We start from the raw sequence: 14,776 nt of genomic DNA, 5'->3' as shown, positions 1-14,776 counted from the left end.
GGATCGTGACGCGATGGGATGGAGTCGCATTACTGATCAGTTCGCACAAACCTCGCGACAAGCGCCTCCAGCAAGATGTCACTCGACCGCTTGATCTCGGCGGCCGGCACGTCCTGCAAGAACAGGGTCAGAACGCCGTTCGAAGCCGCCCAGATCGTTCGTGACGCGGTGTCCACGTCGGTCGTCAAACGCCCTTGGGCTTCAAGCCGCTCGACCACCGCCCGCATGAGTCCGAAAGCCTCTCTGGACGCGCCTGGGTCCGACCGGGTTTGATCGATCATCATGCGGAACAATTTTGGTCGTTCGAGTGCGAAAGCGATCCAGCCGTTCCAGCCGCGCTTCAGATCGGCGAGGGCGTCAGCGGTGTGACGGTTGGTCCGCTTCTGTGTCATGAACGTCTCGACCCCCCGCAAGACCAGGGCACGCAGCAATCCGCTCTTGTCACCGAAGTGGTGATAGAGCGTTGGCGCGGTGACGCCCGCCGCTTGGCACACCGCCCGCGTCGTCACGGCTTCGGGGCCCTGCCGTTCCAGGATTTCAGCGGCGGCGGATAGAATCTGATCTTCGGTCGACATCGACAGTCCCTGACGGATCTTGCATTGGCCTATAGCGGTGCTATATGAGTGCTATAGCAACGCTATAGAGGTAGCATGAAAAACGTCTTTGTCACAGGCGGCTCCGGCTTCGTCGGCAAGCGCCTCATCGCGCGGTTGCGGGAGATGAATGTGCGAGTGGTCGCGCTGGTTCGCAGCGACGAGGCGGCGGCGGCCGTCGAGGGCCCGGGTGTCGTGACCCGTCGGGGCGACCTTCAGGATGAGATGGCGCTGACCGAGGGTATGCAAGGGTGCGACACGGTCTTTCACGTGGCCGGGCACTTGAGCGAGTGGGACCCTCATACGCTGTTTCGCGAGGCCAATGTTGACGGCACGCGCAAGATGCTGGCCGCCGCCAAGGCGGCTGGCGCATCGACATTTGTCGCCGCCGGAGCCGCCGCGGTGGTGATGGGACGTCCGAAGCCGATGAGGGACGTCAGCGAGGATGCGACGCTGCAAAGGCCGTCCTGGGCGCCCTACATCGCGACCAAGGCGGACGCCGACCAGATGGTGCGGCAGGCCAACACGGCTGCGTTTCGCACGATCGTGGTCCGGCCGCCGCTGATCTGGGGCGAGGGGATGCCGATGCTCGATGCCATGGTCGAAACCGCGAGGGCAGGTCATTTCGCGCTGCCCGACGGCGGTGGACAGCTCATGTCCACGAGCCACGTCGACAATGTCGTCGCATGCCTGCTATTGGCGGCCGAAAAAGGCCGGGGCGGGCAGGCCTACCATGTCACCGACGGGCAGGCCGGCACGCTCAAGCAGGTGATCACCGATCTGCTCGGCACCCGGGACGTTCCCCCCATCCAACGATCCGCACCGTTCGGCATCGCCTGGCGCATGGCGGCCGTCATGGAGACCGTCTGGCGCATGTTTCATCTGCGTTCCAAGCCGCCGATCACGCGCCAGACACTGCGCATGATCGGCCAGGATTTCACGCTCGACATTAGCAAGGCGCGAAGCGACCTCGGCTACACCCCGGTCGTGACCTGGGCCGAAGGCATCGCGCGCATGCGGGGATGATCGAAGGGCGTCGCGCTGGCGGCACGGTGGCCCCGACGGCGCCTCCGAGCGTGATCGCGTTCCCACGATCGCGAGCGGTGGTCGCGGGCGGTGGGCACGGCGCCGTGCACTTGTGCCTCTATCGTCGGGCCTCCAAGTGCCTTTTGCCCGCCCTATGGTCCGGTGCTTCGTCGCTATTAGTTCATCCTGGATCGTGCCGACCGCACTGCCCGTCGCGCTCCTTTGTCGCAGCAACAAACAACTTGTGTCGTCGGGCAAATCACTGGCACATTTCCGCGCGTCTCTGCTGCCGCATGAGGGGCGTTTCGCGACCGTCACGAACCGTTGGCAGTGGGATGCGATGGGCGTGTATTGCCGCAGCGTGGATCAGTCCGCGCGGACGAACGGCGATGCACGCACGGTCAAGTCGCGCGGTCCTGATATCCCGACGCTGATATCAACTCACGCCGGAGCTTTCGCTTCGCGTGGGGATGGTGGCCAGAAAGCACGGCGCACCAGGGAGAACGCGAAGCAGCCGTTAAAACCGATCGCGCAGGGAGGGCCGGGTCGTTCCGGCTGAACCTGTGGTACCTGCCGCCTGCATTCTTTTCGCAGGCGGGCCACGGGCCTCAGCCGAGGCCCGGCCTTCCCTGCGCCCTCTGCTTGGAGAGGGCGAACGAATCGACAAAGCTCGGGCGCGGGATGCGTCGCGAGAACGCGAAGTGCTGTGACGTCAGTCAGAGAGGGGCGGTGTGACGCAATCTCGCTTCGACAGAAATGGTTTCGTCCCCGCCTAGTGCGCAATTGCGCACGTCGCGCGGGGAACCATAACCACAGGGTCTTGTGGTGAAACGGCATCGTCGCTCCAGCCGTCGCCAAACTGCACACTGTGGTTATGGGTCCCGGGTCGGCGCATCCGCCAACGCTGGCGCGTTGTCGGACGCTTGCCCGGGACGACAGCTGAGCAGAAGTCAGCGGATGTGCCGGGCCGATACGCGATGAACGTTGAAAGCCAAGTACAAAAATGCGGGTGCACGATCGGTCATCAGCCGAACCAAGTGCACGCTCGGCTAATTCAACACCCGCTTGCCGCCGTCCGGGCTGTCGAGCGAAAACGCCGGCACAGCGATGTCGAAGTGCTCGCCGCTCTCGCTCTCCATCTGGTAGGAGCCGGCCATGAAGCCGGACGCGGTGGTGAGCGGCACGCCGGAGGTGTATTCGAAGCGCTCTCCTGGCGCGAGCACCGGCTGCTCGCCGACCACGCCCTCGCCGCGCACCTCCTGCTGCCGGCCGATCCCGTCGGTGATGATCCAGTGGCGGCTGCGCAGCCGCACCGTCTCCTCCCCGCTGTTGGTGATGACGACGGTATAGGACCAGAACCAGCGGCCATCGGCCACCGAAGACTTCTCAGGCAGGAAGTTCGGTTCGACGGTCACTTCGATGTGGCGAGTCACGGCGCGATACATGGTGGCATTGTAGCGGAAACCCGCGCCGGAACCAATCGCGACGCCATCGTGCTTTCAACACAGTTCCGCATTATGGCACCAGAATCGCGCACTCTGTCGGCCGTACGCGCGGTCCGTTCCTTGGACTCGGATCGGGCGCGGCCGGCAGACCCTGGCGGCGATCGACCTGTCCTGCGTCGTGCGATCGCCCACCAGCTGGCCGCCAAGGTCGAAAAACTGGGCACGGCCCAGCTGATAAGTCCTTCATCGCTTGCGCAAAAACTGCGCAGCCCTACATTTCCCCTGCCGGGCCTCGAAGGCTGGCAGCCTTGACGCGGTGCCTGATGACGTCGATTGCCGATCGCCTTGCCGGACCGTCCGCCCCCGCAGCCAGCGCCGCGCCCGCGCCGGCTGCGGAGACCGCCGCCGCGGCGAGCGCGGCTGCACCTGTGGTCGCATCAGCATCCGCCGTCGCGGCCGCGCCGGCCGCCACTGCTGCACCCGCCACCACCGCTGCTCCGGCGATCACCTTCCCGGCGGTCGGCGAGCGCGAGCTGCGGCTCGACCTGTTTCGCGGGCTGGCGCTATGGCTGATCTTCATCGACCACCTGCCGCCGAACCTGCTGACCTGGTTCACGATCCGCAACTACGGCTTCTCCGACGCCACCGAGATCTTCATCTTCATCTCCGGCTACACGGCGGCATTCGTCTATGGCCGGGCGATGCAGGATGCCGGCTTCATCGTCGCCACCGCGCGCATCCTGCGTCGCGTCTGGCAGATCTACGTCGCCCATGTCTTCCTGTTCACGATCTTCCTCGCCGAGATCTCCTACGTCGCGACCAGCTTCGAGAACCCGCTCTACACCGAAGAGATGGGGATCATGGATTTTCTCAAGCAGCCGGACGTGACCATCGTGCAGGCGCTGATCCTGCGCTTCCGCCCCGTCAACATGGACGTGCTGCCGCTCTACATCGTGCTGATGCTGTTCCTGCCGCTGATCCTGTGGCTGATGCGCTGGCGTCCGGATGTCACGCTCGGGCTCTCGGTCGTTCTCTACGCACTCACCTGGGAGCTCGATCTCTATCTGACGGCCTATCCGAACGGCTTCTGGGCGTTCAACCCGTTCGCCTGGCAGCTCCTGTTCGTGTTCGGTGCGTGGTGCGCGCTCGGCGGCGCCCAGCGCATGTCGCGCATCATCAACTCGCCGATCACGCTCGGGCTCTGCGTCGCCTATCTGGTCGCGGCGTTCTGCGTGACCCTGACCTGGTACATCCCGCAGCTCGGCCATCTGATGCCGCGCCGAATCGAGCAGTGGATGTATCCGATCGACAAGACCGACCTTGACGTGTTGCGCTTCGCGCATTTCCTCGCACTCGCAGCACTCACCGTGCACTATCTGCGCAAGGATTGGCCGCTGTTGAAGTCGCCGTGGCTGCGCCCGCTGATTGTTTGTGGGCAACACTCGCTCGAGATCTTCTGTCTTGGCGTATTTCTGGCGTTTGCGGGCCACTTCGTCCTTGCCGAAGTGTCCGGCGGCGCCATGATGCACGCGGTGATCAGCCTTTGCGGCATCCTCATCATGTGGGGGGTGGCGTCGTTGATTTCGTGGTACAAGCGTGAGGCCGATAAGGGCGCCGCGCGAAAAGGTGCGCGCAGCAACGCCGATCTGGCGGGAGGGGGCTGATGAAGTCCGTCTCGTGGTTAAGGTTTGGTATCGCGGCGCTGGCTGTTTCGCTGGCGGCCTCCGCGCGCGCGGAAGACGCGCCGCAGAACTGCGAGGTGCCGGCCTACCTGCTGACCACCGAGAGCCCGCTCCCGAAGGTTGCAGACGCCGTCAAGAACGGCCGCACACTCGATATTCTCGTCGTCGGAAGCCGCTCGTCCTCGATCGTCAACACCTCCGACGCCAATGCGTACCCCGCCCGTCTGCAGGCTGCGCTGAAGGACAAGCTGCCGGCGGTCGCCGTCAATCTCAGCATCGAGCTGCAGCCCAAGAAGACGGCCGAGGAAGTCGCGGGCAATCTCGTTAAACTGGTGGAAGGAAAAAGGCCTAATTTGGTCATCTGGCAGACCGGCACGGTCGACGCCATGCGGTCGATCGATCCTGATGAGTTCCGGCAGGCGGTCGACGACGGTGTGGCGACGCTGCAGAAAGCAGGAGCTGACGTCGTCTTGATGAATCTGCAATACAGTCCGCGGACGGAAACATTGATCTCCGTGCCGCCCTATGTCGACAACATGCGTGTGGTGGCGCAGCACCGCGACATTCCGCTGTTCGATCGGTTTGCCATCATGCGGCAGTGGAACGAGCAGGGCGATTTCGACCTGTTCAATCCGACGCACGGGGTCGAGCTGGCCAGGCAGGTTCATGACTGCATCGGCCGGGCGCTGTCGAAGTTCATCATCGACGCGGCGCATATCGGGCCGGCGCAGCAGAACTAGGATTATGTCGTTCATGACGTCGAATGAGTGTCACCGCGTATCCGGGACATGGGAGAAGCTTTCGGCCGTTGCGGTCATTGCCATCGCCCTCGCGCTGAGCCCGCAGACGGTACGGGCGCAGAGCGCAGCGCCGGCTGCACCCGCCGCGCTGTCCGATGTGGAGAGCTCCGGTCCGAAGACTCCGCTGATCAGCGAGCTGCGACCTAGCATCGGACACGTCACATTGGCGCAGGCGAACGATCAGGTGCGCGGGCCGATCGCCGCGGTGCGCCCGGCGGCCACGACCGCGCCGCCTGCGGCGACGACCGCGCCGGCCATGACCGATGCACAGCCGCCGGCTGCAGCCGGGCAGGGCGTCGCGGCCACGCCGCCGCAATCGCGCAGCATCACCGAGCGGGCGATCGACAAGGTCAAGCAGGTCGCCAAATCGGCCACCGACATCTTCAACCGCGTGCCGTGCCTGGCGCCGAAGGGCGTCGCGAAGAAGAATTTCATTTCGCTGCCGCACGTCGCCAACAAGCTCGCCTCCGGCCTGCCGATCGTGATCGTCGCCTTCGGCTCGTCGTCGACGCAGGGCTATGGCGCGAGCGCGCCGGACTACACCTATCCGAATCGGCTCGCCGCGCAGCTGCGCCGGCAATATCCGATGGTCGACATCAGCGTCATCAATGCCGGCGTCGGCGGCGAGGATGCGCCGGAGATGATGAAGCGGATCGAGACGTCGGTGATCGACCGTCACCCGGATCTCGTGATCTGGCAGGTCGGCACCAATGCCGTGCTGCGCGATCTCGATCCGGCCGAGACCGCCAGGCTGGTCGAGGACGGCGTCGCCAAGATCCAGGCCGCAGCCTCCGATGTCGTGCTGGTCGATCTGCAATATTCGCCGCGCGTGAACGAGCGGCAGGAGAGCGCGGGTCGCATGAACAAGCTGCTCGGCCGCATCGCCGAGCTGCATCACGCCGGCATCTTCCCGCGCTTCGAGGTGATGCGCGACTGGCACGAGCGGCAGGCGATCCCGATGAACGAGTTCGTGATCTCGGACGGCTTGCATATGAGCGATTGGGGTTATGCCTGCTTCGCGCAACTGCTCGGCGACGACATCATCCGCTCGGTTGGCCAGGTCAAGCTCGGCATCAACGCGCCGGCCGAGGTGCCGACCTATCGGCCGATGTGACGCCGCGGGCGTCATCCCGGGGCGCTCGCCGCGCGAGCGAACCCCGGGATCCGGAGGTGATGTGCGGATGAGGAATGACGAGTAGCGCGCAGGGATGAGATCGGTCTACTCGCGACGCCACTTCACCATTCGCTACGCCGCGCTGAGGGCGGCGTCGAGATCCTCGATCAGATCGTCGGCATGCTCGAGCCCGGCGGAGAAGCGGATGAAGCCCTCGCTGATGCCGAGCTCGGCGCGCGCGTCCGGCGTCAGCCGCTGATGCGTGGTCGTTGCGGGATGCGTGACCAGCGTCTTGGCGTCGCCGAGATTGTTGGAGATGCGCGCGAGCCTCAATCCGTTGAGCGTGCGGAACGCCGCCGCCTTGCCGCCCTTCACCTCGAAGCCGACCAGGGTCGAGCCGGCGCGCATCTGCTTCTTGACCGTCGCCGCCTGCGGATGGTCCTCGCGTCCGGGATAGATCAGCCGCGAGATCTTCGGATGCGCGGCGAGAAAATCGGCGACCTTGCCGGCGGTCTCAGTCTGCGCGCGCACGCGCACCGCGAGCGTCTCCAGGCCCTTGAGCAGGACCCAGGCGTTGAACGGCGAGATCGACGGGCCGGTCTGGCGCATGAAGTTGTGGATGTGCTCGGCGATGAAGGCTTCCGACGACAGGATCACGCCGCCGAGGCAGCGGCCCTGGCCGTCGATGTGCTTTGTCGCGGAGTAGACGACGACGTCCGCGCCGAGCGCGAGCGGGCTCTGCCAGATCGGCGTGGCGAACACGTTGTCGACGATCAGCCGCGCGCCATGGGCGTGCGCGATCTCGGCGATGGCGGGAATGTCCATCACGTCGAGCGTCGGATTGGTCGGGCTCTCGAGGAAGAAGCTCTTGGTATTCGGCCTGACCGCCTTCTGCCACTGGTCGAGATCGAGCCCATCGACCAGCGTCGACTCGATACCGTAGCGCGGCAGCAGATCCTCGACCACGTAGCGGCACGAGCCGAACAGCGCCTTGGCCGCGACGACGTGATCGCCGGCCCGCAGGGGGGCCAGGATCGCCGTGGTGACCGCAGCCATGCCGGTTGCGGCCGAGCGGCAGGCCTCGGCGCCCTCGAGCTCGATCATGCGGCGCTCGAACATCGCCGTGGTCGGATTGGAGAAGCGCGAATAGATGAAGCCGGGATCCTCGCCCTTGAAGCGCGCCTCGCACTCCTCGGCCGTGGCGTAGACGAAACCTTGCGTCAGATAGAGCGCTTCGGCGGTCTCGCCGAATTCGGAGCGCAAGGTGCCGGAATGCACCAGCCGGGTTTCGGGACGATACTGGGCGAACGACACCGGCGCCTTCGCGGGGGACTTCGACATGTGACCTCCATCGTGACCACCGCGCTCGGCGCGATGGGCACAAAAAAACCGGCCTGGGAAAACTCCTCAAGGCCGGGATCACATTCGTCCCCGGCCTGTTTAGCGACTTATTTAACGTGGCTGCAAGCCGGCCGGCTCAAATCACCACGGGATAAGTGGTGCTCATAGTCGCAACCGGCCTTTCCGTCAAGCCGGCCATCGGATAACCGGTCAAAAGACCCTATATTGGCTCCACAAGCCGCCGTTCCGGCGCCTGCAAAGGATCAGGCCTTGCCGTTTTCGCTTCCCGCCGACGCCCACGGCATCCTCCCCGATCGCATGATCGTGGCGATGGCGGAGGCCGGCTTGATCATTCCCGAATATGATTTCGTCGAGAGCCAGATCCAGCCGGCGAGCTTGGACCTGCGGCTCGGCGACGTCGCCTACAGGGTGCGCGCGAGCTTTCTGCCGGGGCCGGGATCGACCGTCGCCGAGCGCATCGACGAATTGAAGCTGCACGAGTTCGCGCTCGCCGACGGCGCGGTTCTGGAGACCAACTGCGTCTACATCGTGCCGCTGCTGGAGAGCCTGGCGCTGCCGAAGGACATCGTCGCGGCCGCCAATCCGAAGAGCTCGACCGGGCGGCTCGACGTGTTCACCCGCGTGATTGCCGACGGCACGCGACGCTTCGACATGATCGGCGCCGGCTATCACGGTCCGCTCTACGCAGAGATCAGCCCGAAGACGTTTCCGGTCCTGTTGCGCGAAGGCTCGCGCCTGTCCCAGGTTCGCTTCCGCTATCGCGACGCGGTCCTGTCGGAGGACGAATTGATCGCGCTGCACCAGGCCGAGCGGCTGGTGGATCGCGATGATGCGGATCTCGCCGGCGGTGTCGCTCTGTCCGTCGACCTCTCAGGCAGCAATGCGAACGGCTATGTCGGCTACCGCGCCAAGCGCCATACCGGCGTCGTCGACGTCGACCGCCGTGCCGGCTATCCGGTCGAGGAGTTCTGGGAGCCGATCAAGGCACGGCCCGACGGCAGCCTCATCCTCGATCCCGGCGAGTTCTACATCCTGGCCTCGAAGGAAGCCGTGCAGGTGCCGCCGGACTACGCCGCGGAGATGGTGCCGTTCGATCCGCTGGTCGGCGAATTCCGCGTCCACTATGCCGGCTTCTTCGATCCCGGCTTCGGCTATGCCGGCGCCGGCGGGCAGGGCTCGCGCGCGGTGCTCGAGGTGCGCTCGCGCGAGGTGCCGTTCATCCTCGAGCACGGCCAGATCGTCGGCCGCCTGGTCTACGAGAAGATGCTGGCGCGTCCCAACGCGATGTATGGCAGCCGCATCGGCTCCAACTACCAGGCCCAGGGCCTGAAGCTTTCCAAGCACTTCCGCTTCTAGCCGGCTGCGTCTGCCGCGCACCCCCAATGCGCCTGCCGCACAGGGCGCGCGCCAGCGCCGTGCTAGGAAAGCGAAAGCAATCGAACGATAAGACGGCCGCGACCTGCGCGGCCGAGCGGGGAGCTGAGATGTCCGAGATCGGCCTGGCCGACAATCCGGTCGGCGAGGGGCGTGCATTGCCGCCCCCCGAGAAGCCGATGCGGAATAAGCTCGTCGACGGACCCATCCTGCGCACCCTGCTGTCGCTGTCCTGGCCGAACATCATCGCCAACACGGCCGGCACCTGCGTCGTCATTGCCGAGACCTCCTATATCGGCCGGCTCGGCATCGAGGCGCTGGCGGCGATGGCGCTGGTGTTTCCGCTGGTGATCCTGACCATGACGATGTCCGGCGGCGCGATGGGCGGCGGTGTGGCCTCGGCGATCGCACGGGCGCTGGGCGCCGGCGACACCGATCGCGCCTCGACGCTCGCCTCGCATGCGCTGCTGATCGCGCTGCTGTTCGGCGCGACCTTCATGATCGGCATGCTGGTGTTCGGCCCGGCCTTGCTGGAGTTGCTCGGCGGCCGCGGCGCGGTGCTGAGCCATGCCACGGCCTATCTGCAGATCTTCTTCGGCGGCGCGATCCTGCCCTGGCTGATGAACTCGATGGCCGGCATCCTGCGCGGCACCGGCAACATGAAGCTGCCGTCGTTCATGATCCTGAGCTCGGCGATGCTGCAGATCGTGCTGGGCGGCACGCTCAGCCTGGTCCTCGGGCTCGGTATGCGCGGCGTCGCCGCCGGCGCGCTGCTGGCGTTCTGCGTCAGCATCTCGGTGATGGGCTGGTACCTATTTTCGGGGCGCGCGCGCGTCCGGCCGAAGCTGCGCGGCCTCAGGATCAGCGGCGCGATGTTCGCCGACATTCTCAAGGTCGGCGCCGTCGCCTGCTTCTCGCCGCTGCAATCCGTGCTGTCGATCGCGATCTTCACGCATATGCTGGCGTCGTTCGGCACCGCGGTGCTCGCCGGCTACGGCATCGGCGCGCGGCTCGAATTTATGATGACCACGGTCGCCTTCTCCGTCGGCATGGCCTCGGTGCCGATGGTCGGCATGGCGATCGGCGCGCAGCGAATCGCGCGCGCCCGCCGCATCGCCTGGACGGCGGGGCTGGTGTCGTTCGCGTCTGTTGGCGCGCTGTCGACGCTGATCGCGATCGTCCCACAATTGTGGGTCGACATCTTCACCCAGGACGAGAGCGCGCGCGGCGCCGGCCGGCACTATCTGCAGGTCGCCGCGCCGATGTATGCCTTCATCGGCCTGGCGATCTCGATGTACTTCTCTTCGCAGGGCGCAGCCAGGGTGATCGGTCCGGTGCTGGCGCAAACGGTGCGGCTCGTGTTCATCGCCGCAGGTGGCTCTTATCTGTTGAGCCATGCCGCGACCGAGGGCGACTTCTTCATGCTGGCGGCGTCCTCGATGGTGCTGCTCGGCGTGCTGACGCTCGCGAGCGTCATGCTCACGCGGTGGGGGCCGAAGCCGGCCGCGGCGCTGGAGCTGCGCCCGGCCGTGCTGGCGGCCGGACGCGGTCCTGACGCGCACGCGCCGCCCCCGGCGCGTGTCGGCTGAGCCGCTATCCGCGCAGCCTGCCCAACGTGTCCTGCATCGCGCGCGCGCCGAGCTCCATCTGCTGCTCGATATAGGGCGCGATCTCGTGCGGCAGCACGTCGGTGGTCCAGATCACCCGGCAGCGCTCCTCGCCTTCCGCGATGATCTGAAACGACGCACTGTGCTGGCTGATGCGTTCGTTCCTGATGGCGTAGACGAGGCGCCGGCGCTGATCGTTGCAGTCGACCAGCTGCTCGCGCACCACGCTGCCGTTGGCGAAGCTGACAATGCGGACGTCTCCGTCGAGCCTGGTGCCGGTCACGAAGCCGCGCGCCACCCTGGTATGAACGGCGCCGAAATCGCGCACTGCGTCCCACACTGCACCGGCCGGGGCCGCGATCGGAATGTCCTTCTGGATGGATGCCATGACGCTGACCTCACGGACATACGGCTTCGACGTTGTTGCCGTCGGGATCGATCAGGAAGGCGGCGTAATAGGTCGGGCTGTAGTCCGTGCGCGGCCCGGCGCCGCCATTGTCGCCGCCTCCTGCCTTCAAACCCTCGCTGTGGAATCTGGCGACCGCCGCGTGGTCCTGGGCGCGGAACGCGATATGCGCGGTGCCTTTGCTGGCGCCCTTGTCGAGATACAGCCACAGCGCCGGCTGCCCCTTCGGGCCGATGCCCGCCGACGCCTCGTCCTTGGAGCAGAGGATGTGGCCGAGCGGCGCCAGCGCGGCGGTGTAGAAGCGGACGCTGGCGTCGAGATTGCCGACCCTGAGGCCGATATGATCGTACATCGATGATCTCCATGCTTCGCATGCGGCTGCCGCACGCGCCGGGATAATCCAATCAATGGCGGCTCAGACGGTCTTGGAGAATCTTGCGCTCGCCGCGCGAGGCCTTGCGAAACTTCGCCGGCGACACGCCGGCAGCGCGCGAGAAGGTGCGGGTGAAATTCGACAGATCGGCAAAGCCCGAATCGTAGGCGATGGCGGTGACCGGCGTATCCTCCTCGCTGAGGCGCCGCGCGGCGTGCCGCAGGCGGGAGCGGATCAGATATTGATGCGGCGTCACGCCGATCGTAGCGGCGAACATCCGGAGGAAATGAAACGGGCTGACGCCGGCCTCGCCTGCCGCAGCCGCCAGGTCGATGTCATCATGCGCATTGTCGTCGATCCACAACGCGCTCTCGACCGCGCGCCGTCGGTCGCGAGGGCCTGGTGTCGCGGCGCGCGCCTGCTGGCCCGTGGCGGTCGCGACGAAGCGGCTGGCGATGATATGGCCAATCTCGTCGAGGCCCAGGGTCTGCTCGCGCGCGGCGACGGCCTCTGCGAGCTCAGCGAGGACCATGAGCTCCGGCAGCGGCGGCATCGCGCCGGCCCGCCAGGCCTGCCTGTCGCCGCCGATCTCGTCGATCAGCGCATCGTCGAAGAAGAACGACAGGCATTCGTCGCCGCAGACGTGGTCGTGCGTACACATGAACTCATCGCCGGGATGCCCGACCAGCAGCGCGCCGGTGACCAGCTCGAAGACGCGGCCGCGGTGCCGACAGCCGAAGCTGCCCTTGCGGACATAGGACAGCGAGTAGCCGGCATACTGCTCGACATAGGGACGCTCGCCCGGCATCGCTGCACAGCGGAACTCGGACACGGTGACGTCACGGCTTTCGAAAAGGATGGTGGCGGTCATCCTGCAAATCTAGCGCATTGCGGAGGAAAGTGGAGGGCGATGCGCGAGATAATATCGCGCGACGCGAGGCGTCCGCTTACGACGCGCGCGGCCGGTCGACGGCGAGAAACGCGTCGAACAGCGTCAGGCCCGCATGAGGCCGTGCGCCTTCGAGCGACAGCAGCCGACGCTTGGAGACGATGCCGCTGTTGGGCGACGGCTTGTCGAGGCCGTTGCCGATGTCGCGGACGCGATGGCAAGGGACGATCAGGACGAACGTATTCTTGGTCAGTGCCTGCGCGATCGAGTTCAGCGCCTTGGGCACGTGCAGTTCGTCTGCGATCGCGTCGGCGGTGCGCGTCTCGCCGCGCGGAATCGCGCGAATGCAATCGTAGACGCGCTGGTTGAAGGGCGTGACGCCGTCGAGGTCGAGCGCAACGTCGGAGAAGTCGACCTCCTGCCCGCGCAGCATGGCCGCGATGCCTTCGATGGCGAGTTCAGTATTCGAACACGAGCGCTGCTCCCGTGCGTCGGGAAACTGACGAAACAGGCGCCGCCGCGTCTCGATTTCCCGCGCTTCCGGCAATTGTACGCCGGTGATTCCGGCATCGCTCCATGCAATGCCGCAACGGCCGAGGGCCGTATCAAAGATCGTATACCCACGCCCCATGACGCCACCCCAACCCCACGCACATCATATCATCGTCACGATCGCCCGCATCAACTTTGTTTACAAAGTGTTAACAGCGCGGCGTGACGGGGGCGGGTTTGCCCTGATTTGGGTGATGGTTGTCAAGCGTTGCGTTGCGATCTCTGTTGTCGCAGGCGAGACGCGATCGATCAGAGCTCAGACGAGCGGCTCACCATTCCGGTGCGATCGCCAGCAAAATCAGGATCATGCGCGAGCCACAGCTCGAGGAGGCTTAGGAAGGTCACGGCGATCCCGACCGTGATGCTGACATGCATCGCCGATGTATGCGCGAACCCGAGCAGCCACGGCGCTGCAATCAGCCATACGCCAAGCGCAACCTTCAGCCACTCCTCCCAATCGGCGAACGCCACGAGGCCGCCGAACGAGAGCGCGACGACGGCAGCTCCCGCCAGCTCAGCATCGATCCGGCCGGCGCTGCGCGCGAAGCCGAACAGCGCGGGCGCGAAGGCCAGGAACAGGCCGCAACCGAGCGTGTAGAGGTCGAGCGCCGACGGGCCCGACATGAAGGCGAGGGTTTTCGAGGGGGCGGTCGGAGACTTGTGGCCATGGCTCTGCATGATGTGAACTCCCAGCACACGGCGCGGCGACGCGAGCGCCGGCTCCAATGGCAAGGCGAGATCGCCCAATCTGTTCCCGAGACTTGCGGTTGCGACCGATCACGATCGGGCGATCCGGCCATCGCAGACCTTTCGCGTTCGCCGTCTGGGCCCGCGGATCGCGCGGCAACAAGCCGCTTGGCGAAACGCATCGTGTCGGCTAAGCATTGGCGAGCGCGGGCGTAGTTCAATGGTAGAACGGCAGCTTCCCAAGCTGCATACGAGGGTTCGATTCCCTTCGCCCGCTCCAAGCTCCGCATTGGATGCCGACAATGCGAAGGTGAATTGTCCACCGCTTCCGATAGCGCCGGATAAGACGAGTACGCGGTCTATGCTGCGCGATGAGGTGCAGCTGCGGCGTCAGGACGGTATGCGTTGCGCGCGCCCGGTGGAGGGCGGACCTCTCCTGCCGCTCCGCACTTTCGTTGCAAATCGATCAGGACCGCGCGGTTTCGAACCTGACACCAACCCGACGTTCGCGGGAGATCGTGAAGATGGGCGTCGCGGCAGGTGCAGACCTTTTGGCTGTCGCGATCGACTGACGGGCAGGGACCGTGCGCGCGCCGGAGCGTCGTTGCGGCCCTGGCTTCCTCAACCTGCGCGGCTGACGACACGGCGGCCGGCCGGAGGAGCGGTTCTGAAGATCGTCCGGTTGCCAAGATGCAGCTGGGACATGATCACGCCTCTCATCCTCGAAAAACTGCCATCGAATACACCTTTAAGGTGTATTTCAATTGACTGGAAATTCCTGAGGGCGCAAGTTTCGCGGGTATATATTTTCATTACAATCATAGATCAAGCCCAATCATGGATTGTTAAGGGGCCGGATCGGCCCC

General features: G+C 65.5%; 14 protein-coding genes, 1 tRNA gene and 1 riboswitch. Of the genes, 7 read left to right on the top strand and 8 right to left on the bottom strand.

Going from position 1 to position 14,776, the window contains the following annotated elements; all coding sequences use genetic code 11:
- Positions 1–29: 29 nt before the first annotated feature.
- Positions 30–575, bottom strand: coding sequence for a TetR/AcrR family transcriptional regulator (locus tag ACQR10_RS26135; RefSeq protein ID WP_316181998.1), 546 nt, complete (start codon positions 573–575; stop codon positions 30–32).
- A gap of 75 nt (positions 576–650) precedes the next feature.
- Here ACQR10_RS26135 and ACQR10_RS26130 point away from each other — a divergent pair, with 75 nt between their 5' ends.
- Positions 651–1,619 carry an NAD-dependent epimerase/dehydratase family protein gene (locus ACQR10_RS26130; RefSeq protein WP_316218162.1) on the top strand — a complete coding sequence of 323 codons (969 nt, stop codon included), beginning with the start codon at positions 651–653 and terminating at the stop codon, positions 1,617–1,619.
- Positions 1,620–2,668: 1,049 nt separating this feature from the next.
- Here ACQR10_RS26130 and apaG read toward each other — a convergent pair.
- The gene (gene apaG / locus ACQR10_RS26125) at positions 2,669–3,064 is read right to left on the bottom strand and encodes a Co2+/Mg2+ efflux protein ApaG (RefSeq protein ID WP_315801592.1); all 396 of its coding nucleotides are present in this window, start codon (positions 3,062–3,064) and stop codon (positions 2,669–2,671) included.
- Between the two features lie 323 nt (positions 3,065–3,387).
- Here apaG and ACQR10_RS26120 point away from each other — a divergent pair, with 323 nt between their 5' ends.
- The 3 genes from ACQR10_RS26120 to ACQR10_RS26110 are packed head-to-tail and all read left to right on the top strand — an operon-like array spanning position 3,388 to position 6,660.
- Positions 3,388–4,728 (top strand): OpgC domain-containing protein, encoded by a 1,341-nt coding sequence (locus tag ACQR10_RS26120; protein WP_316218163.1) that lies wholly within the window; start codon positions 3,388–3,390, stop codon positions 4,726–4,728.
- Positions 4,728–5,486, top strand: coding sequence for an SGNH/GDSL hydrolase family protein (locus ACQR10_RS26115; RefSeq protein WP_315801590.1), 759 nt, complete (start codon positions 4,728–4,730; stop codon positions 5,484–5,486). The genes ACQR10_RS26120 and ACQR10_RS26115 overlap by 1 nt, the downstream gene beginning before the upstream one ends.
- Before the next feature lie 13 nt (positions 5,487–5,499).
- Positions 5,500–6,660 carry a GDSL-type esterase/lipase family protein gene (locus ACQR10_RS26110; RefSeq protein WP_315801589.1) on the top strand — a complete coding sequence of 387 codons (1,161 nt, stop codon included), beginning with the start codon at positions 5,500–5,502 and terminating at the stop codon, positions 6,658–6,660.
- Positions 6,661–6,792: 132 nt separating this feature from the next.
- Here ACQR10_RS26110 and ACQR10_RS26105 read toward each other — a convergent pair whose 3' ends face one another.
- Complete coding sequence (locus ACQR10_RS26105; RefSeq protein ID WP_316218164.1) at positions 6,793–8,001, bottom strand: O-succinylhomoserine sulfhydrylase; 1,209 nt, start codon at positions 7,999–8,001, stop codon at positions 6,793–6,795.
- Between the two features lie 78 nt (positions 8,002–8,079).
- A riboswitch (SAM riboswitch) is annotated at positions 8,080–8,159 on the bottom strand.
- Positions 8,160–8,271: 112 nt separating this feature from the next.
- Between ACQR10_RS26105 and ACQR10_RS26100 the strand changes: the two genes are divergently transcribed.
- Both ACQR10_RS26100 and ACQR10_RS26095 read left to right on the top strand, forming a co-directional pair.
- Complete coding sequence (locus ACQR10_RS26100) at positions 8,272–9,378, top strand: 2'-deoxycytidine 5'-triphosphate deaminase (protein WP_316181992.1); 1,107 nt, start codon at positions 8,272–8,274, stop codon at positions 9,376–9,378.
- A 128-nt stretch (positions 9,379–9,506) separates the two neighbouring features.
- Entirely contained in the window at positions 9,507–10,985 is a 1,479-nt protein-coding gene (locus ACQR10_RS26095; protein ID WP_316218165.1) for an MATE family efflux transporter, read from the top strand.
- A gap of 4 nt (positions 10,986–10,989) precedes the next feature.
- On the opposite strand, the gene ACQR10_RS26090 is transcribed toward ACQR10_RS26095, so the two are convergent.
- The 5 genes from ACQR10_RS26090 to ACQR10_RS26070 form a co-directional block, all read right to left on the bottom strand.
- Positions 10,990–11,391 (bottom strand): SRPBCC family protein, encoded by a 402-nt coding sequence (locus tag ACQR10_RS26090; RefSeq protein WP_316218166.1) that lies wholly within the window; start codon positions 11,389–11,391, stop codon positions 10,990–10,992.
- Between the two features lie 10 nt (positions 11,392–11,401).
- On the bottom strand, positions 11,402–11,761 hold the full coding sequence (locus tag ACQR10_RS26085; protein WP_316181987.1) for a VOC family protein: 360 nt from the start codon (positions 11,759–11,761) through the stop codon (positions 11,402–11,404).
- 52 nt (positions 11,762–11,813) lie between these two features.
- Positions 11,814–12,653, bottom strand: coding sequence for a helix-turn-helix transcriptional regulator (locus ACQR10_RS26080; protein WP_315801582.1), 840 nt, complete (start codon positions 12,651–12,653; stop codon positions 11,814–11,816).
- Positions 12,654–12,729: 76 nt separating this feature from the next.
- Positions 12,730–13,302: a methylated-DNA--[protein]-cysteine S-methyltransferase gene (locus ACQR10_RS26075; protein WP_316218167.1), complete on the bottom strand. Its 573-nt coding sequence runs from the start codon at positions 13,300–13,302 to the stop codon at positions 12,730–12,732.
- Between the two features lie 170 nt (positions 13,303–13,472).
- Positions 13,473–13,901 carry an SPW repeat protein gene (locus ACQR10_RS26070; protein WP_315801580.1) on the bottom strand — a complete coding sequence of 143 codons (429 nt, stop codon included), beginning with the start codon at positions 13,899–13,901 and terminating at the stop codon, positions 13,473–13,475.
- 215 nt (positions 13,902–14,116) lie between these two features.
- Between ACQR10_RS26070 and ACQR10_RS26065 the strand changes: the two genes are divergently transcribed.
- A tRNA-Gly gene (locus ACQR10_RS26065) sits at positions 14,117–14,190 on the top strand.
- The last annotated feature ends 586 nt before the right edge of the window (positions 14,191–14,776 follow it).

It is taken from the genome of Bradyrhizobium sp. HKCCYLRH2060, from assembly GCF_051168135.1.
Classification (GTDB): Bacteria; Pseudomonadota; Alphaproteobacteria; order Rhizobiales; family Xanthobacteraceae; genus Bradyrhizobium.
Note: the sequence above shows the minus strand (reverse complement) of the source record. Positions and strands in the feature narration are given on the sequence as shown.